General features: G+C 64.4%; 21 protein-coding genes and 1 tRNA gene. 15 read left to right on the forward strand and 7 right to left on the reverse strand.

Features of this window, described 5'->3' with window-relative positions; translation table 11 throughout:
* The first annotated feature begins 2 nt into the window (after window positions 1-2).
* Window positions 3-1,634, forward strand: a complete 1,632-nt coding sequence (locus ACGYK9_RS11290) for a SulP family inorganic anion transporter (RefSeq protein ID WP_394410142.1) — start codon at window positions 3-5, stop codon at window positions 1,632-1,634.
* Between the two features lie 313 nt (window positions 1,635-1,947).
* Here the strand turns inward: ACGYK9_RS11290 and ACGYK9_RS11295 are convergent, their stop codons facing one another.
* Window positions 1,948-2,553: a flavin reductase family protein gene (locus ACGYK9_RS11295; protein ID WP_394410139.1), complete on the reverse strand. Its 606-nt coding sequence runs from the start codon at window positions 2,551-2,553 to the stop codon at window positions 1,948-1,950.
* Between the two features lie 105 nt (window positions 2,554-2,658).
* Between ACGYK9_RS11295 and ACGYK9_RS11300 the strand changes: the two genes are divergently transcribed.
* Entirely contained in the window at window positions 2,659-3,138 is a 480-nt protein-coding gene (locus ACGYK9_RS11300) for a GNAT family N-acetyltransferase (RefSeq protein ID WP_394410136.1), read from the forward strand.
* Between the two features lie 51 nt (window positions 3,139-3,189).
* The gene (locus ACGYK9_RS11305; protein WP_394410133.1) at window positions 3,190-3,957 is read left to right on the forward strand and encodes an EcsC family protein; all 768 of its coding nucleotides are present in this window, start codon (window positions 3,190-3,192) and stop codon (window positions 3,955-3,957) included.
* Here ACGYK9_RS11305 and modC read toward each other — a convergent pair whose 3' ends face one another.
* The 3 genes from modC to modA are packed head-to-tail and all read right to left on the reverse strand — an operon-like array spanning window position 3,958 to window position 6,462.
* Entirely contained in the window at window positions 3,958-5,043 is a 1,086-nt protein-coding gene (gene modC / locus ACGYK9_RS11310; RefSeq protein ID WP_394410130.1) for a molybdenum ABC transporter ATP-binding protein, read from the reverse strand.
* Window positions 5,043-5,735, reverse strand: coding sequence for a molybdate ABC transporter permease subunit (gene modB / locus ACGYK9_RS11315; RefSeq protein WP_394410127.1), 693 nt, complete (start codon window positions 5,733-5,735; stop codon window positions 5,043-5,045). Before modB ends, modC begins: the two co-directional genes overlap by 1 nt.
* Window positions 5,725-6,462 (reverse strand): molybdate ABC transporter substrate-binding protein, encoded by a 738-nt coding sequence (modA, locus tag ACGYK9_RS11320; protein ID WP_394410124.1) that lies wholly within the window; start codon window positions 6,460-6,462, stop codon window positions 5,725-5,727. The genes modB and modA overlap by 11 nt, the downstream gene beginning before the upstream one ends.
* 110 nt (window positions 6,463-6,572) lie before the next feature.
* Here modA and ACGYK9_RS11325 point away from each other — a divergent pair, with 110 nt between their 5' ends.
* The 5 genes from ACGYK9_RS11325 (at window position 6,573) to ptsP (ending at window position 12,004) form a co-directional block, all read left to right on the forward strand.
* Complete coding sequence (locus tag ACGYK9_RS11325) at window positions 6,573-7,040, forward strand: NUDIX hydrolase (protein ID WP_394410121.1); 468 nt, start codon at window positions 6,573-6,575, stop codon at window positions 7,038-7,040.
* A 94-nt stretch (window positions 7,041-7,134) separates the two neighbouring features.
* A complete protein-coding gene (locus ACGYK9_RS11330; protein WP_394410118.1) occupies window positions 7,135-7,602 on the forward strand; it encodes a DUF1178 family protein in 468 nt (155 codons plus the stop codon).
* A 26-nt stretch (window positions 7,603-7,628) separates the two neighbouring features.
* Entirely contained in the window at window positions 7,629-8,273 is a 645-nt protein-coding gene (locus ACGYK9_RS11335) for an SDR family oxidoreductase (RefSeq protein ID WP_394410116.1), read from the forward strand.
* Window positions 8,274-8,360: 87 nt separating this feature from the next.
* The gene (locus ACGYK9_RS11340; protein ID WP_394410112.1) at window positions 8,361-9,599 is read left to right on the forward strand and encodes an aspartate kinase; all 1,239 of its coding nucleotides are present in this window, start codon (window positions 8,361-8,363) and stop codon (window positions 9,597-9,599) included.
* A gap of 161 nt (window positions 9,600-9,760) precedes the next feature.
* Complete coding sequence (ptsP, locus tag ACGYK9_RS11345; protein ID WP_067263814.1) at window positions 9,761-12,004, forward strand: phosphoenolpyruvate--protein phosphotransferase; 2,244 nt, start codon at window positions 9,761-9,763, stop codon at window positions 12,002-12,004.
* A 9-nt stretch (window positions 12,005-12,013) separates the two neighbouring features.
* Here ptsP and ACGYK9_RS11350 read toward each other — a convergent pair whose 3' ends face one another.
* Window positions 12,014-13,036 carry an NAD-dependent epimerase/dehydratase family protein gene (locus ACGYK9_RS11350; protein ID WP_394410109.1) on the reverse strand — a complete coding sequence of 341 codons (1,023 nt, stop codon included), beginning with the start codon at window positions 13,034-13,036 and terminating at the stop codon, window positions 12,014-12,016.
* Window positions 13,037-13,232: 196 nt separating this feature from the next.
* On the opposite strand from ACGYK9_RS11350, the gene ACGYK9_RS11355 reads away from it, so the two are divergent.
* Complete coding sequence (locus ACGYK9_RS11355; RefSeq protein ID WP_394410106.1) at window positions 13,233-14,861, forward strand: alkaline phosphatase family protein; 1,629 nt, start codon at window positions 13,233-13,235, stop codon at window positions 14,859-14,861.
* Window positions 14,862-14,981: 120 nt separating this feature from the next.
* Here ACGYK9_RS11355 and ACGYK9_RS11360 read toward each other — a convergent pair.
* Window positions 14,982-15,055 (reverse strand) — tRNA-Cys (locus ACGYK9_RS11360).
* 143 nt (window positions 15,056-15,198) lie between these two features.
* Between ACGYK9_RS11360 and ACGYK9_RS11365 the strand changes: the two genes are divergently transcribed.
* The 6 genes from ACGYK9_RS11365 (at window position 15,199) to ACGYK9_RS11390 (ending at window position 22,070) form a co-directional block, all read left to right on the forward strand.
* The gene (locus tag ACGYK9_RS11365) at window positions 15,199-15,852 is read left to right on the forward strand and encodes a protein-L-isoaspartate O-methyltransferase (protein WP_271687992.1); all 654 of its coding nucleotides are present in this window, start codon (window positions 15,199-15,201) and stop codon (window positions 15,850-15,852) included.
* Between the two features lie 121 nt (window positions 15,853-15,973).
* Entirely contained in the window at window positions 15,974-17,410 is a 1,437-nt protein-coding gene (locus ACGYK9_RS11370) for a TolC family outer membrane protein (RefSeq protein WP_394410103.1), read from the forward strand.
* Between the two features lie 94 nt (window positions 17,411-17,504).
* Window positions 17,505-18,665 carry a hypothetical protein gene (locus ACGYK9_RS11375; RefSeq protein ID WP_394410101.1) on the forward strand — a complete coding sequence of 387 codons (1,161 nt, stop codon included), beginning with the start codon at window positions 17,505-17,507 and terminating at the stop codon, window positions 18,663-18,665.
* 126 nt (window positions 18,666-18,791) lie between these two features.
* Window positions 18,792-19,250 carry a (2Fe-2S)-binding protein gene (locus tag ACGYK9_RS11380; protein ID WP_394410098.1) on the forward strand — a complete coding sequence of 153 codons (459 nt, stop codon included), beginning with the start codon at window positions 18,792-18,794 and terminating at the stop codon, window positions 19,248-19,250.
* A 1-nt stretch (window position 19,251) separates the two neighbouring features.
* Window positions 19,252-21,492 carry a molybdopterin cofactor-binding domain-containing protein gene (locus ACGYK9_RS11385; protein ID WP_394410095.1) on the forward strand — a complete coding sequence of 747 codons (2,241 nt, stop codon included), beginning with the start codon at window positions 19,252-19,254 and terminating at the stop codon, window positions 21,490-21,492.
* A complete protein-coding gene (locus ACGYK9_RS11390) occupies window positions 21,489-22,070 on the forward strand; it encodes a hypothetical protein (protein WP_394410092.1) in 582 nt (193 codons plus the stop codon). Before ACGYK9_RS11385 ends, ACGYK9_RS11390 begins: the two co-directional genes overlap by 4 nt.
* Here ACGYK9_RS11390 and ACGYK9_RS11395 read toward each other — a convergent pair.
* On the reverse strand, window positions 22,061-23,002 hold the full coding sequence (locus ACGYK9_RS11395) for a YihY/virulence factor BrkB family protein (RefSeq protein ID WP_067267703.1): 942 nt from the start codon (window positions 23,000-23,002) through the stop codon (window positions 22,061-22,063). The two genes, ACGYK9_RS11390 and ACGYK9_RS11395, sit on opposite strands and share 10 nt — an antisense overlap.
* Between the last annotated feature and the right edge of the window lie 14 nt (window positions 23,003-23,016).

The raw sequence follows: 23,016 nt of genomic DNA on the forward strand, positions 1-23,016 counted from the left end.
CCATGCGCGCCACGCTGCACAATTTCGCCAAGAACCTCGATGTGACCGATCTGCGTTGGATGCCGGATGACGGTTTCTCCATCGGTCGGCTGCGGATCGAACTGCTGTCGGGGCTGACCGTAGCGCTGGCGCTGGTGCCCGAGGCGGTGGCCTTTGCCTTCGTCGCCGGGGTGCACCCGCTGGTCGGGCTCTATGCCGCCTTTCTCGTCGGTCTCATCACCGCGCTGATCGGTGGGCGGCCCGGGATGATCTCGGGCGCGACCGGCGCGCTTGCCGTGGTCATGGTGGCGCTGGTGGCGCAGCACGGGGTCGAATACCTCTTTGCCACCGTCGTGTTGATGGGGCTGTTGCAGATTTTCGCGGGCGTCATGCAATGGGGCAAGTTCATCCGGCTGGTGCCGCATCCGGTGATGCTGGGCTTTGTCAACGGTCTGGCGATCGTGATTTTCCTTGCCCAGATGAGCCAGTTCAAAGTGCCCGGCACCATGGTCGACACCGGTCATGGCGTGGGCGGTGGTGAATGGCTTTCGGGTCAGCCGCTCTACCTGATGCTGGCGCTGGTGGCGGCGACCATGGCGATCATCTGGATCACCCCGCGCATCACTAAGGTTATCCCCGCGCCGCTTGCGGGCATCGGCGTGATTGCCGCCGTGGTGATCGGTTTCGGCCTCGACGTGCCGCGGGTGGGTGACTTGGCGTCGATCCAAGGTGGCTTGCCGAGCCTCCACATCCCCATGGTGCCGCTGACATGGGAGACGTTGGAAATCATCCTGCCTTACGCCGTCATTCTCGCCGCCATCGGTCTGATCGAAAGCCTGCTGACGCTGAACCTCGTCGGTGACCTCACCGGCAAACGTGGCGGCGCGAGCCAAGAGTGTATCGCCCAAGGTGTGGCCAATACGGTCACCGGTTTCTTCGGCGGCATGGGCGGCTGCGCGATGATCGGTCAGTCTATGATCAACGTGAAATCCGGCGGTCGCACCCGTGTCGCTGGGATCGCCGCGGCGGTATTCTTGCTGCTCTTCATCCTCGTCGGCTCCTCGGTGATCGAGCTTATTCCGCTGGCCGCTCTGGTGGGCGTGATGTTCATGGTGGTGATCGGCACCTTCGCGTGGAACTCCCTCACCATTCTGCGCAAAGTGCCGCTGATGGACGCTTTCGTCATCATTCTGGTGACTGTGGTGACCGTGATGGAAGACCTCGCCGTGGCGGTGGTCGTCGGCGTGATCGTCTCGGCGCTGGCCTATGCATGGAACAACGCGCGGCGCATCCACGCGACCACGCGGGAATCGGTGACCGAGAAGGGCGCCAAGGTCTATGAGATCCACGGGCCGCTGTTCTTCGGCTCTTCCGATGGCTTTGCCGAGCTTTTCGACGTGGAGAACGACCCCGAGGTGGTGATCGTCGATTTCGCCGACAGCCGCGTGGTGGACCAATCCGCCCTGCAGGCGATCGAAGCGATGGCCGCGAAATACGAGGCCGCGGGCAAACGTCTGCAACTGCGCCACCTCAGTCGCGACTGCCATCGTCTGCTGAACAAGGCGGGGCATTTGATGGTCGATAGCGATGACGACCCCGATTACGAATTGGCGGTTGATTACGATGTGCGCACCGGGGTTCTGGGCGGGCATTGAATGGAAAACCCGGCGCCGAAAGGTGCCGGGTTTTTTGTAGCCTTCTTAGTCAGCAACTTCTCGGTCGAGTTTGCCACCGGCCCGGAATCAAGCCGCAGGCGCCGGGCCATCGCCTGCCCGCCCGTCACGCCAAAGGCGTGCCGTATTATTCTGAGCGCACCTCCGGTGCGACCGGGTAGGCGATCTGGTGAGGCTGAGCGCGACATAGAGAACGCACATCACGGCTGAGCCATAAAGTGGCACGACCCTAGCGTTGCATCTCCGACCCGCGGGCAGGCGATGGCCCTCGCATCTTAACTCCGGCCCTCAGCCCTCAATCATCAGGCCGCTTCAACTCGAACACATCCCGCACCACCGTGTAATCGCGGTACCCCAGACGCGACAGCGGCTGGAACCGGGTCACGTCGAACCGCCCGTCAACCACGCAATCGTCGCGCATGTGCACGCCCACGACCTCGCCGAAGACCGCGAAGTTCGCCTCGCCCGGCAGTTGCACGATCTGGGTCAGCTTGCACTCAAGACTGGCGGGCGCATTGGCCACCCGCGCGCAGGCGATCTGTTCGCACTCGGCCTTGTCGATCCCGGCGCGGGCGAATTCATCCTCGCCATGGGGCAGGGTGGCGGAACTCACATTCATCACGTCGCGCGCCGCATATTCCACCACGTTCACGCAGAACACCCCGGTTTCCCGAATATTGGCCACGGAATCCTTGGTGCCGTCCACGTCTTCCTTGGCGCTGGTCGAGGCGAACATCACCTGCGGCGGCACATAGGCCACGGCGTTGAAAAAGGAATAGGGCGCGAGGTTGCAGCGCCCCTGACCATCGCGCGTGGAAATCCAGCCGATTGGGCGGGGGCTGATGATGGCGTTGAACGGGTTATGCGGCAGACCATGGCCGTCTTCGGGACGATAGAACATGTACACTCCTTGATGGTTTGCACCCATGGCTAGCCTCATGCTACGTCCAGCGCCACCCGCAATTGCTCCCGAAAGCCTCCGGCCTTGCATCAGACGCCCTACAAGATGACCCCGGAGGTGCCCGCCGACCATTGGGAGGTCGAAGCGCTCTATGACACCTGTTTCGCGCCGGGGCGCGAGGCGCTGTCGTCGTATCGGTTGCGCGATGGCGTGCCGCCGGTGGCGGGGCTAAGCCATGTGGCCCGTGACAGTGGCGGAATTCTGGCCGGGGCGATCCGCTATTGGCCCGTCCGCATCGGCACGGCAGAGGCGCTCTTGCTGGGGCCGGTGGCGGTACACCCGACAAGGCGGGGCGAAGGGCTGGGCGCGGGGCTGATCGAAACCTCGCTTGCGCAGGCGGCTCCGCTGGGCTGGGAGCGGGTGATGCTGGTGGGCGACGCGCCCTATTACAATCGCTTTGGCTTTGCCCTGTTGCAGGGTGTCGAGATGCCCCCGCCTACGAACCCTGCGCGGATCTTGGGTCGCGCCCTGGCCGAGGGGGCTTGGGCCGGGGTGACGGGCAAGGTTCGCCGCTGGCACGATTGATTTTACCCCGCCCGCGACCCACATTGAGCCTAAGCTCAAAGAGGGACGCCCATGCAGATCGAAAGCAACCTGCCCAGCACCATTGATGTCGATGCCCGGCTGGATGAGATCGCCCGCCGGTATAAACAGGCGGGTGGCGTGGGCATCCATGTGCTCAACCTTATCGGCGGCAGCGCGGATGGGTTGATCGACCGTTTGCCGGGGGTGGTGCGCCGCAACCTTGAAGGGGCGACGATGAAGGCGCTTGGCCATGCCATGCAGGCCGCCCATTCCAGCCGCAGCTATGTGAAAGACCAGCAGGGTTGGCTGAACCAAGCCGTCTCGACCGCCATGGGCGCCGCAGGCGGGGCCGGGGGGCTGCCGACCGCCTTGGCTGAACTGCCGGTGACCACCACGCTGCTGTTGCGGGTCATCCAAGGGGTGGCGGCGGAACATGGGTTCGATCCCTCGGCGGAGAATGTGCAGTTCGACTGCGTGCATGTCTTTACCGCCGCGGGGCCGCTGGCAGATGACGATAGCGCCGATCTGGGGTTTCTTACCGTGCGCATGGCGCTCACGGGCCGCGCGATGAATGCGGTGATCGCCCGCGTGGCGCCGCGTCTGGCGCTGGTGCTGGGGCAAAAGCTCGCCGCGCAGGCGGTGCCCGTGTTGGGCGCTGTGGCTGGGGCTGCGACGAACTATGCCTATACCAGCTATTACCAAGACATGGCCCATGTGCATTTCGGCCTGCGCAAACTGGCGATAGAGGCGGATATCCCGCAAGAGGAACTGGTCGCCCGCCTACGCAAGAAAATGGGCAGGACGCCGCCCAAACTGTGATCAGCGCCCGATGCTGCCCGGGGCCACGGTGGTGGCCTTGAGGATGGCATAGCAGCCCATGCCCTCGCGCAGATCAAGGTCGCGGACCGCTCGCGCCGTAACCCGCGCCAAAAGGCGGTCTCCGCCAGCGTCGAGCGCGATGGCCGCACCCGGCCCGTCGCCCGGATGCACGGCCTCGACCCGGACGGGCAGGATGTTGACCGAAGACAGCCCCTCGGGTCGCGCGCGCGACAGGATCACATCCTGCGCCAAGACCCGCAGCCGCACCCGCGCACCCACCGGCGCTTGCACGCCGGGAAGCTCCAACTGCCCCGCCCGCACGGCAAGGGTCGAAAGCCCATCTTCGGCATGGGCGATGACATCAGCCTCCAGCACCGCGCCGGCTTCGCGCACGCCGAGCAGCGGCACGGCTGCCGGGTCGGCCATCACGTCGAACAGCGCGCCTTGGGCCTTCAACCGCCCGTTTTGCAGCAGCACCAAGCGATCGGCGAGGCGGGCGATTTCGTCCACCGCATGGCTGACGTAGAGGATCGGCAGGCCCAACCCCCCGTCGCGCAACCGTTCGAGATAGGGCAGGATCTCTTGCTTGCGCGGGCCATCGAGGCTGGCCAGCGGTTCGTCCATCAGCAACATGCGCGGATGGCACAGCAGGGCGCGACCAAGGGCGACGCGCTGTTTCTCCCCGCCTGACAGCGTTGCCGGGGCACGGTCGAGCAGGGGCTCGAGCCCCAGAAGCGCCACGACATCGGCAAAACCCGCGCCTTGGCTGCCGCGCGGGGCATAGCGCGCGCCGAAGGTCAGGTTGCCGCGCACGTCCAAATGGGGAAAAAGCCGCGCGTCTTGAAAGACATAGCCCAGCCTGCGGCGATGCGGCGGCACCCAGATGCCCCGCTGCGTATCCAAAAGTACCTCACCGTCCAGCACCACGCGCCCGACATCGGGGCGCAGCAATCCGGCAAGCGCATTGATCACCGTTGTCTTGCCCGCGCCGGAGCGGCCAAAGAGCGCGGTGATCCCGCCTTGGGTCGTGAAAGACAGGTCCAGATCGAAGCCGTCGAACCCATGGCGCAGCGTGACTTCAAGCATCAGTGCGCCCCCGAAATGCGTTTGGCGACCCGCCGTGCCAAGGCTTCGGACAGCAGCACGGCAGCCAGCGCCACCAACCCGGCCAGCGCGGCCATGGCCAGTGCGCGGTTTTCACCGCCGGGCACCTGCAAGGCCGTCCAGATCGCGCTTGGCAGGGTTTGGGTCTGACCGGGGATATTGGCGACGAAGGTAATCGTAGCGCCGAATTCGCCCATCGCCTTGGCAAAGCCCATCACCGCCCCGGCAAGGATGCCGGGAAAGATCAACGGCAGGGTAACGCGGCAAAATACGCTCAAGCGGGGCGCGCCAAGGGTGGCGGCGGCCTCCTCGATCCGCGGGTCCACCGCTTCGATCGCCAATCGCATGGCGCGAACCATCAGCGGGAATCCCATGATCAGCGCGGCCAGCACCGCACCCGTCCAATGAAAGGCAAGACCGATGCCGAGGCTCTCTAACAAACGACCCAAAGGGGCGTTCCGGCCAAAGATGAGCAGCAGCAGATAGCCCGTCACCACCGGCGGCAGCACCAGCGGCAGATGGACCAGCGCGCTCAGCACGCCTTTGCCGCGAAACTCTTTCCGGGCGAGAATCCACGCCACCCAAAGCGCCAGCGGCAGGGAGCAGAGCATCGCCACGCTGGCCACCCGCAGCGACAGCAACAGCGCGCTCCAAGCGGCGGCCTCAAGATCCATGATTGGCCCGAAGAAAGCCGTGGTCCACAAAGATCGCCTGCGCCGCCTCGGTCGTCAGGAAATCGACCAGCGTCTTGCCCTCGGGCGTCAACGCCGCGGCGGGATAGGTGATCGGGGCATGGGCCTCGGCAGGGACCTCATAGACGGTTTGCACCTCTGGCTCGGCCTGCGCGTCGCTGGCATAGACCACGCCAAGCGGCGCATTGCCCCGCGCGACCAGCGCCAGGGCGGCGCGGACATTGTCGGTCTCGGCCAATTGGGTTTGCAGCTGCTGCCAAAGCCCTGCATGGGTGAGCCATGCAAGGGCATAGCTGCCTGCGGGAACGGCATCGCGTTGCCCCATGGCAAGCCGCCCCTCGGGGCCAAGCCGGGCGGGCAGCTCGGCGGGATCGGCAAGTGGGGCGCTGTCGGCGGGGGCAATCAGCACGAGGCGGTTGCGGGCGATGATCTGCGCAGTCTCTGCCCCCTCCACGCCTTTGTCCGTGAGCCATGTCATCCAGTCGCTATTGGCCAGCAAGACCACATCGGCGGGCGCTCCGGAGGCGACTTGCCGCGCCATCGTGCCGGACCCGCCGTAAGACAGCACCACCGGCGCGGGGAAATCCGCCGTGACCTCCTCCAACGCGCCGCGCAGGCTGGCGGCGGCAAAGACCGTCACGGGCGCCTCGGCCCGAAGGGGCAAGGCAAGGCTGCAAAGCACTGTCAGAAGAGCGGAAAATCTTATCATTTTGGTAGTATCTTTGATGCGATGAAAGGGGGCAAGGGGATATGGCCAGACGGGGATCGCCGCGCTAGGGTCTAAGGGAAACAACCTGCCAAGGGGCGCAGCTGCAACGGATGGTGAAACAGGCTCCGATATCCTTGAACGGCGGACAGAAGGATGAGCTGCGCATTCAGTTCGCGGCGCTTTGCTGGCGTCGTAAACGGGGCAAGTTGCAGGTCCTGCTGATCACTTCGCGCGGGAGCAAACGTTGGATCATTCCCAAGGGTTGGCCGATGGAGGGCAAGACCCCCGCCGCCTCGGCCTTGGTCGAGGCTTGGGAGGAAGGCGGCGTTGTGGGGCAGGCGCGGGGGCAATGTCTGGGCGTCTACAGCTATGCCAAAACCGGCGCGGATGGGACCTTGCCCTGTCTGGCGATGCTCTACCCGGTAAAGGTCAAGGCGCTGGCCAAACACTTCCCCGAGAAGGGACAGCGCAAGCGGATGTGGTGTTCGCGCCGCAAGGCCGCGCGGCTGGTGGAGGCCCCCGATCTGGCACGGCTGATCCGTGATTTCGATCCGCGCAGCGGTGGCTTGGCGGGCTGATCGCGCGGCGTTGCGATCCGCGCCGCGCGCGCGCCTGTCTTGACCTCTTTCGCGCCGCAGCCCATTTAAAGCAGAGAGTTTGAGGACCGGGCGAATGATCCGTTATGCACTGAAATGCGAGGCCGGGCATGGTTTCGAAAGTTGGTTCCAATCTGCGGCAGCCTTTGACAGCCTCGCCCGTGCGGGCCATCTGAGCTGTGCGGTCTGCGGGTCGACGGAGGTGAGCAAATCGCTGATGGCCCCGCGGGTCACCTCGGGCGGCAGCGCTCCGGCTGCGCCGGAAGCGGCAGAAAAACCGCAACCCGCCGAGACACCCGCCCCGGCCCTGTCCAATCCGGCAAGTGATGTGGAAAAGGCGCTGACCGCCCTGCGCAAAAAGGTCGAATCCACCTCCGATTACGTCGGCAAGAATTTCGTGCGCGAGGCGCGGGACATGCACGCAGGGCGCAGCCCCGAGCGCCCGATCTATGGCGAGGCTCGGCTGGATCAGGCGCGGGAATTGGTGGCCGAGGGCGTGCCCCTGATGCCGCTCCCGTTCAAACCCAAACGCCAACTTTCCTAAAGGCCCATTTTCATAAAGGATCGCCCATGACCATCGTTATCACAGGCGCCAGCCGCGGCATCGGCGCGGCGCTGGCCCGCCAGTATAAAGACGCGGGCGAAGAGGTGATCGGCACCGCACGCGGCGCAGGCGCGCAGGCCATCCTCGACGTGACTGACCCGGCAAGCCACGCGTCCTTCGCCGCAAGCCTGCAAGACCGTCCGCTGGACCTGCTGATCTGCAATGCGGGTGTGTATCTCGACAAGGGCGATGACTTGGATACCGGCTTTGGCCCCGACCTCTGGGCCCAGAGCTTTGCGACCAATGTGACCGGGGTTTTCCTCACCGTGCAATCTCTGCTGCCCAACCTGCGGGCGGCGCAGGGGGCGAAAATCGCGATCATTGCCTCGCAGATGGGCTCGCAGACGCGGGCGCCGGGGGGCAGCTATATCTACCGCGCCTCCAAAGCGGCGGCGATCAATCTGGGGCGCAATCTGGCGGTGGACCTGAAGCCCGAGGGTATCGCGGTGGGCATTTACCACCCCGGCTGGGTGCGCACCGATATGGGTGGCGATCAGGGCGAGATCAGCGTTGAGGACTCGGCGCAGGGCCTCGCCGGGCGGATCGCCGCGCTGGACATTGCCCAAACGGGTTGTTTCGAAACATGGGATGGCCGCGCGCATCCGTTCTAAGCGGCGCTACATAACGTCATGTTAAATAGGCTTGCCCTTGCCGTGCCGTGGGCTTAGACCGCGCTGGACTGTTGCGCGGGGGACAATATGCCTGTTCTGGTTATGAAATTCGGTGGGACTTCGGTTGCCACTTTGGACCGTATCCGCCGCGCGGCAAAGCGCGTCGGCGTCGAGGTGGCCAAGGGCTATGACGTGATCGTCATCGTATCCGCCATGTCGGGTGAGACGAACAAGCTGGTGGGCTTCGTCAATGAGACTTCGCCGCTCTATGATGCGCGTGAATATGACGCCATCGTGTCGAGCGGGGAGAATGTCACCGCTGGTCTTATGGCGCTGACTTTGCAGGAAATGGACGTGCCCGCGAGGTCTTGGCAGGGCTGGCAGGTGCCGGTGCGCACCACCGACGCCCATTCCGCCGCCCGGATCGAAGAGATCCCCACAGACAACATCACCGCCAAATTCGGCGAAGGCATGAATGTGGCCGTGGTCGCAGGTTTCCAAGGCATTAGCCCGCAGGGCCGGATCACCACGCTGGGCCGGGGCGGGTCTGACACGACCGCCGTCGCCTTTGCCGCCGCCTTTGGCGCGGAGCGTTGCGATATCTATACCGACGTCGATGGTGTCTACACCACCGACCCGCGGGTCGAATCCAAGGCCCGCAAACTTGACAAGATTTCCTTTGAAGAGATGCTGGAACTGGCCTCTCTCGGGGCGAAGGTTTTGCAGACCCGTTCGGTCGAACTGGCGATGCGCTACAAGGTTAAACTGCGGGTGCTGAGCAGTTTCGAAGAACAATCTGACGACGCCGGGACGCTCGTCTGCGATGAGGAGGAAATCATGGAAAGCAATGTGGTGGCCGGGGTCGCGTTTTCCCGTGATGAGGCAAAGATGACCTTGGTGTCCGTGGCGGACCGCCCCGGCATCGCCGCGACGATCTTTACCGCGCTCAGCGAGGGCGGCGTGAACGTCGATATGATCGTTCAGAACATTTCCGAAGAGGGGCGCACCGATATGACGTGGTCCTGCCCCGTCGATCAGGTGATCCGCGCAGAAAAGGCGATGGAAAAGGCCCATGAAGAGGGGATCATCAACTATCAGGAGTTGATCGCCGACAAGGCTGTGGCCAAGGTTTCCGTGGTGGGGATCGGCATGCGCAGCCATACCGGCGTGGCCGCCAAGATGTTTAAGGTGCTCTCGGACGAGGGGATCAACATCAAGGTGATCACCACCTCCGAGATCAAGATCAGCGTGTTGATCGACCGCAAGTATATGGAATTGGCCGTGCAAGCTCTGCACGACGCTTTCGAGCTTGATAAAGCGGGCTAAACACCTGCGATGACACGGGTTTTACGCAAGGTGACCCCTTGCGTAAATCTGCAGCATCCCGCCGATATGCTGGCTGAGGATGTAGGGTATGGCGCGAATAGCATTTCTATCCTTGCGCGAGTGCGCTAAACCCTGCTCCAGAGGGACAGGGACCGGATCATATGGCCGAACGGGTTGAGACAGAAAGCCGCAAGCTGCTGGGGCGGCTGCGTGATGCGATGGCCAGCGATGTGGCGGGCCAGGCGCGGCTGGACAAGATCACCCAGTTGATCGCCAATTCCATGGGCTGCGAAGTCTGCTCGATCTATCTGTTCCGCGACGAAGACACGCTTGAGCTTTGTGCCACCGAAGGTTTGAACGAAGCGGCGGTGCATGAAACGCGCATGAAACTGGGCGAAGGTCTGGTCGGTCGGGTCGCCAAGAGGCGCACGGTCATCAACACGCCCGACGCGCCCCAAGCCGCCGGTTTCCGCTTCATGCCCGAGACGGGGGAGGAGATTTATTCCTCCTTCCTCGGGGTGCCGGTGCAACGTCTGGGCGAGACGCTGGGCGTGCTGGTGGTGCAGTCCAAAGTCGCGCGAGAGTTTTCCGCCGATGAGGTCTATGCGCTTGAGGTCGTGGCGATGGTGCTGGCCGAAATGGCCGAGCTTGGGGCCTTTGTCGGCGAGGGGGCTGCGATGTCGGCCCGGCATAGCCAGCCGGTGCTGCTGCGCGGCACCGTGGGGCAGGAGGGCGTGGCCGAGGGGCACGTCTGGCTGCATGAGCCGCGGGTGGTGGTCTCCAACCCCATTGCCGACGATCCTGAACGTGAGACGGAGCGGCTGACCGAAGCGGTCGAGCAATTGCGGCTCAGCGTTGACCAATTGTTAAGCCTTACCGCCGACAAAGAGCAGCAGAAGGTGCTCGAAGCCTACCGCATGTTCGCCAATTCCAAAGGCTGGATGCGGCGCATGGTGGAGGATATTCAAAGCGGGCTGAGTGCTGAGGCCGCGGTCGAGAAAGAGCAATCCATGGCCCGCGCCCGTCTGGGGCAGGTCAATGATGCCTACCTGCGGGAACGGTTGTCGGATCTGGATGATCTGTCGAACCGCTTGCTGCGCAATTTGACGGGGCAGGGCAGCGATACCGGGGCCGAGATGCCGGTCGATCCGATCCTTGTGGCGCGCAACATCGGCCCGGCGGAACTGCTGGATTACGGGCGGTCGTTGCGCGGCATCGTGCTGGAGGGCGGCTCGGTCGGATCGCACGCCGCTGTCGTCGCGCGGGCGCTGGCGATTCCGCTGATCGTCCATGCCAGCCGCGTGACCAATGACGCGCTGAACGGCGATCACATCATGGTCGATGGTGAGCAGGGTGTGGTGCATCTGCGCCCCGACGATACCGTGGCCACGGCCTTTCGCGACAAGATCGCGATGCAGGCGGCGGCGCAGGAACGCTATGCCTCGATCCGCGACAAACCGGCTGAGACGAAATGCGGGCGGATCATCAGCCTACAGATGAACGCAGGTCTGATGGCCGATCTGCCCTCGCTCGAAGGGTCGGGGGCCGAAGGGGTCGGGCTCTTCCGCACCGAATTGCAGTTTCTGGTGCGCAACCAGATGCCCCGCCGGACCGAGCTTGCCGCGCTTTACGCGCGCGTGCTCGATGCCGCCCATGGCCGCCGCGTGGTCTTCCGTACGCTCGACATCGGGTCGGACAAGGTGCTGCCCTATATGAAGCCCCATGATGAGCCGAACCCGGCCCTCGGCTGGCGCGCGATCCGGGTGGGGCTGGATAAGCCCGGTGTCATGCGGATGCAGTTGCAGGCCCTGATCCGCGCCGCCGCGGGCCGCCCGCTGGCGGTGATGTTCCCCTTTATCGCCCAGTTCGAGGAATTCCGCGCCGCCCGCGCCGAGGTCGACAAAGCGATGGAGCGTGAGCGTATTCTGGGCCATGTCTTGCCCGAAAAGCTGGAGGTCGGCGCCATGCTGGAGACCCCCAGCCTCGCCTTTGCCCCAAAGAAATTCTTTGAAGAGGTCGAGTTCCTGTCGATCGGGGGCAATGACCTTAAGCAGTTCTTTTTCGCCGCCGACCGTGAGAACGAGCGGGTGCGGCGGCGCTATGACACGCTGAACGTCTCTTTCCTGACCTTCCTTGAGGGCATCGTAGAACGCTGCGCCGAAACAGATACTGCGCTGTCTTTTTGCGGGGAGGATGCGGGCCGCCCGGTCGAGGCGCTGTGTTTCGCGGCCATCGGGCTCAAGACCCTGTCGATGCGCCCGGCATCGATCGGGCCGGTCAAAAGCCTGCTGCGGCGTTGCAATCTCGACGACGTGCGCGCGGTCATCCATGCCGCACGAGAGCAGGGCGAGATGTCGGTCAGGGGCGCGGTGATGGACTACGTCCGCCAGCAGCACCAGCACTAAGCGCTGCGGCTATCTGCCGTGATAGTCCCGAAACCAAGCGACGAAACGCGCGATGCCTTCGTGAATGTCGGTCTGTGGGCGGTAGCCGGTGAGCCTATGTAGCAGGGTCGCATCGGCCCATGTGGCGGGGGCGTCACCCATCTGCATCCCCATGTAATTGCGGACCGCCCGTTTGCCGAGCGCGGCTTCGATCGCCTCGACGAAATCGAGCAGGCGCACCTTTTCGGAATTGCCGATATTCACCACGCGGTAGGGGGCCGCGGGGGAGAGCGAATCCCAGTCCGGCGGCGGTGGCGCCGTGCCCGGTTGCGGCGGGACGCAATCCATCAGCAGCCGGATGGCGCGCACCAGATCGTCGACGCAGGTGAAATCGCGGTACATCTCGCCGTGGTTGTAAATATTGATCGGGCGGCCATCGAGGATCGCGTCGACAAATTTACTCAAGGCAAGGTCGGGCCGCCCCCAAGGCCCGTAGACGGTGAAAAACCGAAACATCGTCGTCGGCAGACCCCAGAGATGAGCATAGGCATGGGCCATCCCCTCATTCGCCTTTTTCGTGGCGGCGTAGATCGACAGGGGCCGGTCGGTGGCCCCGGCCTCGGCGAAAGGCATATCGGTATTGGCCCCGTAGATCGACGAGGAAGAGGCCATGAGCAGGTGTTTCACCTCCAGCCGCCGCGCGGCCTCCATCACGTTGAAGGTGCCGGTGATATTCGCCTCCAGAAAGGCGCGAGGGTGGTCAATGCTGTGACGCACGCCCGCCTGTGCGGCAAGGTGCACGATCATGTCGGGGGCAAAGTCATCAACCAGCGCGTCGAAGGTCTCGCGGTCTTCCAGCAGCGCTTCCTTGGTCGTGAAATGCTCGTGTTGCAGCAACATTGCGTGGCGACGTTGTTTCAGGGAGACGTCGTAGTAATCGGTCATCCCGTCATAGCCCTGCACCCGCGCGCCTTCGGCCAGCAGCAGCCGGGCAAGGTGAAAGCCGATGAAGCCGCCCGTGCCGGTGACAAGTATCCTTTGCGTGCTGTTCATTCTGGCATCCTCGCTGGTCCGGCTTGAGTTGCCTTTCCCAATGTCCTGGTAGAGGTTGGGCGGTGAATGCTAAAAATTTGGTTAAATTTGGGCTAGAAACTGCAAGGCATTGTCAGGCGGGCCAAAATTAAGTCTCGGCACGACGAAACGCTTCGCGGGCAGGGCGCGCGAAGGACCATCACAGGGAAAGCGGCTCATGCCCAAGAACGTTCTTTTCATCATGTGTGACCAGCTTCGCTGGGATTACCTTTCCTGCACCGGCCATCCGCATCTGCACACGCCGCATATCGATGCGTTGGCCGCGCGCGGGGTGCTTTTTGACCGCGCCTATGTGCAATCGCCGATTTGCGGCCCCTCGCGCATGTCGTTCTACACGGGCCGCTATGTCAGCTCGCATGGGTCGACTTGGAATGGCATCCCGCTGAAAGTGGGGGAGATGACGCTGGGCGACCATCTGCGCCCCTTGGGCGTGCGCACAGCGCTTTGCGGCAAGACCCATATGGCCGCCGATATCGAAGGGCTGCGCCGCCTTGGCCTGTCGCCCGACAGCGAGATTGGCGTGCTGATCTCGGAATGCGGGTTCGAACCCTATGAGCGGGACGACGGGCTGCACCCCGACGGCGGGCCCTACGCCCGCAACCCCGCCTATGACGCGCATATGAAGGACCGCGGGTGGCAGGATGAGAACCCGTGGCATTCCGTCGCCAACAGCGCCGAAGATGCAGAGGGCAATATCCTGAGCGGCTGGTTTCTGGACCACGCCGACAAACCGGCCCGCGCGGCGGATGAAGAGAGTGAGACACCCTATATCACGGGCCGCGCCATGGATTTCATCCGCGAGGCCGGCGATCAGCCGTGGTGCCTGCACCTGAGCTATATCAAACCGCATTGGCCCTATATCGTCCCCGCGCCCTATCATGATCTCTATGGGCCCGAGAGCCATCTGGACCCGGTGCGAAGCGCGGCGGAAAAGCGCGATCCGCATCCCGTCTATGGCGCATTCATGCAGGAGCGCGTCTCGCAAGCCTTTTCCTATGATGCCACCCGAAGCCGGGTTCTGACCGCCTATATGGGGCTGATCAAACAGCTCGACGACCAGATCGGTCGGTTGATGGCGTTTCTCACCGAAGAGGGGGTCGCGGATGATACGATGATCGTCTTCACCTCGGATCACGGCGATTACCTTGGCGACCACTGGATGGGCGAGAAAGAGCTCTTTCACGACCCCTCCGCGCGCATCCCGATGATCGTCGTTGATCCCCGCCCCGAGGCCGATGCGACCCGCGGCGCAAAATCCTCGGCACTGGTCGAGGCGATCGACGTGGTGCCCACCATCCTTGATTATTTCGGCGGTACCGCCGTGCCGCATATCATCGAGGGCCGATCCCTCTTGCCGCTGCTGCATGGCAAGGCCGAGCGGCTGCGCGATTTCGTGGTCTCGGAATACGACTACGCGCAGCGCGACGTGCGCAAACGCTTGGGGGTCGAGGTGAAGGACGCCAAGCTGACGATGCTCTTCGACGGGCGGTGGAAATACGTTTTTGCCGAAGGGTTCCGCCCGATGCTGTTCGACCTTGAAAGCGACCCCGATGAGCTGGTGGATCTGGGGGCCGACCCCGCCCATGCGCCTGAGCGCGCCCGGCTAGAGCAACTGCTGTTTCGCTGGACGCGCCGCACCGCTCAGCGCACCACCATCTCCGACGCCAAGATCGCAGCCAGCGATGCCACGATGGGCGAGGCGACGGCGGGTATTCTGATCGGCTACCGGAATGAGGATGAGTTGCGCGAGGTTTTGGCGGCGGCGGGGAAATGTGGTGGGGGGTGAGGCATGGCCGCGCCGTTGATGACGAGGGGGCCTGGGTGGCTTTTAAGAGGAGCGCGCGCGAATAGTGGTTTCGCCGGGGGGGGGGGGGCGGTATCGCGTAACCGCTCATGCTGGAGGAAATGGAGGCGAGTACCGGAATCGAACCGGTGTACACGGATTTGCAATCCGCTGCGTAACCACTCCGCCAACTCGCCGACCGGTGGTTGGCGCACTGCTAACGGATCACGAAGGAGGCCGCAAGTCCCATATGCGCGCGAAAATGCGGTCAGGGCGTTGCCGCTGGCCCGGCAATGTGGCACATCACTCTTCAGACACCCTGAACGAATGAGTTTAGCTGATGAGTGATTTCGCCGCCCGCCGCGTAACCATGGTAGATACGCAGGTTCGTCCTTCGGATGTAACCAAGTTTCCAATCATCGACGCGATGCTGACCGTGCAGCGCGAAGACTTCGTGCCGGCGGCACAGCGCGAGGCTGCCTATCTGGGTGAAAACCTCGATCTGGGGCAGGATCGGGTGCTGCTCGACCCGCGGACATTGGCCAAGATGCTCGATCACCTCGACATCACCAATGAGGAACTCGTGCTCGATATCGGCTGCGCCATGGGCTATTCCAGCGCCGTGATCGCGCATATGGCCGAGGCCGTCGTCGCCGTTGAGGAAGACGAAGCCATGGCCGCCGAGGCGCAAGAGGCGCTGGCGCAGGCGGGCGCGGACAATGTGATCGTCCATGTCGCCCCGCTGACCGAAGGCGCGCCGCAGCATGGGCCCTATGATGTGGTCATCGTCCAAGGTGCGGTGGGTGAGCTGCCCGCAGCGCTGGTGGAACAGGTGAAAGAGGGCGGGCGGATCGCTTGCCTCTTTATGGATCGGGGTCTGGGCGAGGTGCGCGTGGGCTACAAGCGTGGCGGTCAGGTGTCTTGGCGGCCCGAATTCAACGCCGGTGCGCCGGTGCTGCGTGGCTTTGAACGTCAGGCAGAATTCCAGCTGTAAGCGACAGGATGGCGCGCCGGTCATACCGCGCGCCACTTCGCCTTCAGGGGAGGGGCACCCGCCCCGATCGGCCTACGGGCCGGTCCAAAGGTCTATAAAAGCCATTCAGGGGCATTGAGCCATGAGCGCGAACAGTTTTACGAAATCCCTCAAACGTTTTGCCATCGCCGTGCCGGTGAGCCTTGTCCTCGCCAGCGGCGCTGCCCTGCCGCGTGTGGCTGCCGCCGAAACATTGGCCGACGCGCTGGTGGGGGCCTATGAGCATTCTGGCCTGCTGGAGCAGAACCGCGCGCTTTTGCGGGCCGCGGATGAGGATGTGGCCGCGGCGAAATCGGCGTTGAAGCCGGTGCTGCGGTGGGCTGCGGGGCTGACGCAGAGCTTTGGCACCACGCGCAGCTCCTCCCTTTTGCCAGCCCAATCGACCGAAAGCCTCAAAGCGTCGATCAGCCTGATTGGCGAGCTTTTGCTCTATGATTTCGGCGCGAGCGCCTTTCGGGTGGAGGCGGCGAAAGAGGCCGTTCTGGCCACCCGCCAGACTTTGGTCAACCTAGAGCAGCAGGTGCTGCTGCGCGCGGTTGCGGCCTATATGGGCGTGATCGAAGCCTCGGAAACGGTTGAGCTGCGCAACAACAACCTGCGGCTGCTGACCCAAGAGCTGCGCGCCGCGCGGGATCGTTTCGACGTGGGCGAAGTTACCCGCACCGATGTGGCCTTGGCCGAAGCGCAGCTTGCCAATGCCCGCAGCGGGCTGGCGGGCGCCGAAGGCGTGCTGCTGCGCGCGGTCGAGGAATATCGCAATGCAGTGGGCCATGCCCCGGGCAACCTTAGCCAACCGCCGAGCCTGCCGAATGTCGGCGGCAACCTCGCCTCGGCCAAGGCTCTGGCCGTGCGCACTCACCCGTCGATCATCGCCGCACAGCATCAGGTGGCGGCAGCCGATCTGAGCGTCGAAGCCAATGAGGCCGCCATGGCCCCGCGGATCACCCTGAACGGGCAATATGGCCTGAACGAGACTTTCGACAGCGAAGCCTATACCCGCAGCGGCAGCGTCGGGGTCGAGGTCGGTCAGACCATCTATCAGGGCGGGGCGCTGTCCTCGGCCGTGCGCAGCGCGATGGCGCAGCGGGACGCGCAGCGCGCGAACCTGCATGTGGTGCGCCAAAACGTCGAGCAGGAAGTGGGCAACGCCTATGCCGCGCTGGCCTCGGCACGGGCGCAGTTGGAGGCTTCCGACCGCCAGATCCGGGCGGCGCGTATCGCCTTCCGCGGTGTCCGTGAAGAAGCGACCCTCGGCGCGCGCACCACCTTGGACGTGCTGGATGCAGAGCAATCGCTGCTGGATGCGGAATCGACCCGCGTGTCGGCCCGCGCCAACCTCTATGTGGCGGCTTATTCCGTGCTGGCGGCCACGGGCCGTCTGACCGCGCAGGATCTGAAGCTGCCGGTGCAGATCTATGACGCGGGGGCCTATTACAACCTTGTTAAGGACGCCCCTGCTAAATACTCGAAAGAGGGCCAAGCGCTGGATCGGGTGCTGCGCGCGCTGCAAAAAGACTGACGGTTTGCGCGGTCGTTTGGCATTTTGCACCGCCCCATTGTGAGAATCCTCCCACGCGGTTAAGCTATCCGCGAGGCAAGAGTGGTAGAGAAATATGTCCGAACCCGTCACAAACGCGGAGGTGGAAGACGTCCTGTCGTCGATTCGCCGATTGGTGTCCGAAGACAAGCGTCCCCTGCAAACGTCCAATCCTACGCCGGTTTCCAAGCCAGAGGCTGGCAATTCTGCTGATGACACCGGGGCCGCGTTCAAAAGCATGCGGGGTGCATTGGACGAGCCGACATCGGACAGCGTGACCTCTGAGGATTTCACCCCGCATCTGTCGCTGCGCACAGCCTCGGGCGGCACGGCGCGTCCCGCTTCTGACGAGGGCGTCGGTGAAACACATAAAGCCGCGCCACAGCCGCTGAGCCTGACCCAAGCCATGCAGACCGAAGCGGAAGACAGTGCCGATGAGGCAGAGCGTCCATTCGTCTCGGCCCGTCACCCCGCGACCCCGCCTGCCGAGAAGGCTCCCGCGGCGTCGAGCGACCGGTTGGTGCTGACCCCCGCGCTCAGGGTCGCCACGTCGGATGGCGAGGATCGCCCAAAGGCCGCTGCCGTTGATCCGGCCAAGGTCTCGCCCTTGGGCTATGACATGCTGCATGACGATCCGAGCGATTTGCATGCCGAGGACTATCGCGCCCCCGCGCCGGAGACCGCGGATGAGGCCCGGTCCCGCGCCGTTTCCGACGCGGCGGCTAAGGCGACCGGGGCCAGCCGCAGCGACAAGCTGGCGGCGCTTGAGACGGCCATCGGCAAGATTTCTGACGACTGGGACCCTGACGCGCCCGGCGATAATGACTATTCCGGCACCGAACCTCCGGCGATGGAGTGGAAAGACGATGCGGAGCTTGACGCGCCAGAGGCCCCGATTGCCGATACGGCGACGGTAGAGGCTGAGACGCCAGCGCCAAGCCGTCCGCAGCCCACGACACCGCAGCTCGAAGAGCAGGTGCGCCGTTTCGCCGACAGCGGCCCGCGTGTGGCCGATCCTGCCGCCACCGCGCCGGAATTTGACTATGCCGCCCCCGCGCAGGAGGCGGGCGGCGCGGGTGAGGATCAGTTCCTCGACGAGGAAGCACTGCGCGACATGGTGACCGAGATCGTCCGCGCCGAGCTTCAGGGTGCCTTGGGCGAGCGGATCACCCGCAATGTGCGCAAACTGGTCCGCCGCGAAATTCACCGCGCGCTGACGGCGCAAGACCTCGAATAAGCGAAGCGGCGGCACCCGCCGCCATGCCCGCCCCGCCAAGGTGACGCTGCGCGACCCGCTTCGCGCGGTCTTGCGCGATAGGCGCTGCCCGCTACATTGGGGGGCACCAGCGCGGAAGGATCACCGATGGAATTGACGGTTAACGGCACGGTCCACGAGGTGGACGTGGAAGACGACATGCCGCTGCTCTGGGTTTTGCGCGATGAGTTGGGCATCACCGGGCCGAAATACGGCTGCGGCATCGCGCAATGCGGTGCCTGCACGGTGCATGTTGATGGACTGGCCGTGCGGTCTTGTCAATTGCGGACGGCGGATGTGAACGGCGATGTCACCACCATCGAAGGCTTGGGCACGCCCGAAGCGCTGCATGTGGTGCAGGCAGCATGGGTGGAGCATCAGGTCGCACAATGCGGTTACTGCCAATCGGGGCAGATCATGCAGGCGGCCTCGTTCCTGGAGCTGAACCCCGAGCCGACCGACGATCAGATCGACGCCGCGATGAGCGGGAACCTCTGCCGCTGCGGCACCTATCCGCGCATTCGCGCCGCTGTTCACAGCGCCGCCGCGCGGCTGCGGGGGGCCTGACATGTCGCGCCTGCGCACCATCACCCGCCGCAGTTTCATCGTCGGCTCCGCCGCCATTGCCGGGGGCGTGGCCTTTGGCACCTATCTGTACAAACGTGACCTGAAGAACCCGCTGCTCGAAGGCTTGCCACCCGGTGCGGCGGCGATCACGCCCTATGTCAAGATTGATGCAAGCGGCGTCACCCTGATCACCCCGCGCGCCGATGTGGGGCAGGGGGCCTATTCGATCCAAGCCCATATGATTGCCGAGGAATTGGATGTCGACCTCGACACGGTGCAGATCACGCCCGGGCCGCCCTCGCCGGTCTATTACAACGGCGTGGTCGGGGTAGAAGCGATGCCGATCGCCGCGACCTCGGAAACGCTGCTGGCGCGGACCGGGCGCGGCGCCTCGGATGTGGCGGGAAAGCTGCTTGGCCTGCAATTGACTGGCGGCAGTTCGACCGTGCCGGATATGTACGACCGGCTGCGCATGGCCGGGGCCGTGGCCCGCGAAACCCTGTTGGCCGCCGCCGTGGCGCAAACCGGGCTAGAGCGCAGCCAACTCAAGACCGAGGCGGGCGCGGTGGTGCTGCCCGACGGCATGCGGCTGGCCTATCAAGACCTCGCCGCGGCCGCGGCGGAGATCGACCCAGTGACCGAGGTCACGCTGCGCGACCCCGGCGCGTGGCGGCACCTTGGCAAGCCGCAAATGCGCACCGATATCATGGCCAAATCCACTGGCACCCAGACCTATGGCATCGACATGGCGATGGAGGGGATGCTTCACGCCACGACCCGTACCAACCCGGCGCAGGGTGGCGAGATCATGGGCTTTGATGCGGGCCGCGCCGAGAAGATGCGCGGCGTGAAAGCGGTCTTGCCGATTACCGGCGGCGTCGCGGTGGTGGCCGACAATACTTGGCGGGCCTTTCAAGCCGTGCAGGCGGTGAAATGCGACTGGGGGCCGTCGCCCTATATCGGCGACACGGCTGAGCAATTAGAGGCCGTGGCGGCCTCCTTTACTGAAGATCGGCAGGACAGCCGGTTCCGAGATGACGGCGATGTGAGCGCCGCTTTGACGGGTGGGGAAGTGCTGGAGGCCGAGTACCGCATCCCCTATCTGGCCCATGCCCCGCTGGAGCCGATGAGCGTGGTGGTGAAGCTGGAGAAGGCCCGCGTCGATATTTGGACCGGCACGCAGATCCCGCGTTTCATGCAGGCCAATGTCGCCGCGCTGACCGGGATCGACGCTGAGAATGTGCATATCCATGTGCTGATGTCGGGCGGCAGTTTCGGGCGGCGGCTTGAGGATGACTATACCCTGCGCGCCGTCGAAGTGGCGATGCAGATGCCCGGCACGCCGATCAAGATGGTCTGGTCGCGCGAGGAGGATTTCACCCATGACTTCCCCCGCCCGCTGGCCATGGCGCGGGCGCGGGGCAAAGTCTCGGAGGGGCAGATCGCGGCCTATGATCTGGCCATCGCGGCATCTTCGACGGCGGAATCGCAGATGGCGCGGTTGAACCAGCCGGTCTTCGGCCCCGACATCGCCATCGTGGCGGGCGCGTGGGATCAGCCCTTCGCGATCCCCGATTACCGCGTGACCGGCCACCGGGTGCCCGCAATGGTGCCGGTCAGCTCTTGGCGGTCGGTTGGGGCATCGGGCAACGGCTTCCTGCACGAAAGCTTCATGGATGAGATGTGCCATGCGGCGGGTGTCGACCCTTTGGAGGAACGGTTGCGCCTTTGCACCCATGCGCCCTCGCGCAAGGTGTTGAAGGCTGTGGGCGAAATGTCGGATTGGGGTGCGGACCTCGGGCCGGGGCGGGGCCGCGGGCTGGCCTTTTGCCTGTCCTTTGGTGTGCCGGTGGCCGAGGTGGTCGAGGTTAGCCAGACCGACGCGGGCCTCAAGATCGATCGCGTTTTCGTCGCCGCCGAAGTGGGCCGCGTGATGGACCCGGTGAACTTCGAGGCGCAACTGTCCGGGGCGGTGATTTGGGGCTTGGGCCATGCGATGAACTGCGAGCTTACCTATCGCGAAGGGGTGCCGCAGCAGGACAATTATCACCTCTATGAAGGGCTGCGGCTGTATCAGACGCCCAAGATCGAGGTGCGCGGCTTGGAGAATGGCGGCAAGCTGCGCGGCATTGGTGAGCCGGGCGTGCCGCCCGCCGCGCCTGCGCTGGCCAATGCAATCTTCGCCGCCACGGGCCAGCGGATCCGTGAACTTCCCCTCTCCAAATCCGTGGATTTCGCATGAGATATCTATCGACCTGCGCCGCACTCATGCTGGCCGCCCCCGCCTTTGCGCAGGAGGCGCCTGATCGCGCCGAAGGGCTGGCCGCTTGGGATCGGATTTTCACCGTCACCGCGCATCCGCGCTGCACCAATTGCCATGTGGGCGAAGAGGGCCGGCCGATGTGGCAGGGCTTGGGCTATGGGCCGGAGGCGGTGCACGGCATGAATGTGCGCGCGGGCGAGAGCCGGATCGGGGCCGAGAGCATCCCTTGCGACGCCTGCCACGTCACCTCTGCCGCCGCGAACACGGTGCCCCATGCCCCACCGCATATCGACGATGCTTGGCGGCTGCCGCCGGTGGAATTGGCGTGGCTCGGCAAATCTTCGGCAGAGGTTTGCACCCAATTGCGCGACCCTGAGACCAATGACGGCCATGACATCGCCTCTCTGGTCGACCACCTGCAAAACTCGGCCTTCGTGAACTGGGGTTTCGCCCCCGGTGCGGGGCGGTCGGTGCCCGAAGGGTCGCTCGATGCGTTGATGCATGATGTGACGGTCTGGGGCGCTGCGGGCACCCCCTGCGCGGGAGATCAGGGCTGATCGCTCATCGCGCGGGCCAGTCTGCGGATGCGCAACGCGCGGTTCAACTCTCCGCCAAAGATCAGCACCAGTGCGGCGAGATACATGAAGTAAAGCGCCGCGATGATCCCCGCCATGCCCGCGTAATAGCTGGCATAGGTGCCAAAGCTGCGCAGGTAGGATGAAAAGAGCACCGCCAGCACCGTCCAAGCGGCGGCGGTGGCCACAACCCCGGGCCAGATGTTGTTAAACCGCGTCCGCCGTGCGGGCAGGATCACATGGGCGGCAAAAAGCGCGACCAGCAGGATCGTCGCCGAGGCGGGAAAACGGACCAGCCCCACGGTGACCGAGCGCGGATCGAAGCCCGGCATCAGCATATGCAGCCAAGACCCGGCCCGCGGGGCCAGCACCAAAAGGTACCCTACGATCACGAGGATCAGGCTCGCCAGCAGCACCATGGCCACCTGCACCGCGTAGATCGTAAAGACCGACCGCGTCTCGCGCAGCCCATAGGCGCGGTTTAACCCCACGCGCACCCCATCGACCCCGCCCACGGCGAACCAGACGGTCAGCAGGATACCCACGCTCAGCAGATCGCCGCGCGGCACGGTCATGACCTTTTCCACCTCCGACACGATCGGTTCGATCAGGGCAGGGGGGACAATGGCGATCAGGAAATGGATCAGGTCATCGGCCATCGACCGGTCGCCGACAAAGGCAGTGAGCGAACTGGTGAAGATCAGAAACGGAAAAATCGCCAGAAGCGCGCGAAAGGCCACATTTCCGGCCATGCCGAAGGCATCATCGCTCCACAGCCGCAGCACCGCCTCGTGCAGGACGGCCCGCACGACCCGCAGCCCGGTGCCGTGAAACAGATCCTCGGGATCCTCGCTGAGAACACCGTGGGTCATGACGACCTCGCGCTTTTGGTCTTGGGCCGGTCTGGCGTCCATTCCAATGCCTCGTT

Source organism: Sulfitobacter sp. 1A15258 (assembly GCF_043557045.1).
Taxonomy (GTDB): domain Bacteria; phylum Pseudomonadota; class Alphaproteobacteria; order Rhodobacterales; family Rhodobacteraceae; genus Sulfitobacter; species Sulfitobacter faviae.